Consider the following 649-nt stretch of genomic DNA (forward strand, 5'->3'; position numbering starts at 1 on the left):
ACACCATCGCCGTCACTGTCTTTCGATTCTGTGGCATCACTTGGGAATTCATCCGCATTATCCCCCGTGCCGTCACCGTCACTGTCTCTCGATTCCGTGGCGTCACTCGGGAAATCATCGTCCTCGTTAGCCACACCATCGCCATCAATATCCGGGTCACTGTTATCCCCCACACCATCGCCATCGGTGTCGACCGACTCTTCCGCGTTGTCAGGAAACACATCCGCGTTATCCCCCACACCATCCTTGTCTAAATCGTAACGCTCACTGTCGTCCTCTGGGAACGCATCCAAGTTATCCCCCACGCCATCGCCATCGCTGTCTTTCGATTCCGTGGCATCACGAGGGAAGTCATCCGCGTTATCCCCCACACCATCACCATCGCTGTCTTTCGATTCGGTGTTATCTTGAGGGAAGTCATCCGCATTATCCCCCACACCATCGCCATCGCTGTCTTGAGATTCGGTGTTATCCTGGGGGAAGTCATCCGCATTATCCCCCACACCGTCACCATCGCTGTCTTTCGATTCTGTGGCATCAGCAGGGAATTCATCCGCATTATCCCCCACATCATCGCCATCGCTGTCTGTGAATTCCGTGGCATCAGTAGGGAAGTCATCGTCCTCATTAGGCACGTTATCGCCATCAA

Annotated in this window: 1 pseudogene; it reads right to left on the minus strand. The window is 54.1% G+C overall.

The window, feature by feature from the left end:
* A pseudogene (locus BCU12_RS10070) lies at positions 1-635 on the minus strand (thrombospondin type 3 repeat-containing protein); the annotation flags it as partial.
* Positions 636-649 lie beyond the last annotated feature (14 nt).

It is taken from the genome of Vibrio sp. 10N.261.55.A7, from assembly GCF_002877365.1.
Classification (GTDB): domain Bacteria; phylum Pseudomonadota; class Gammaproteobacteria; order Enterobacterales; family Vibrionaceae; genus Vibrio.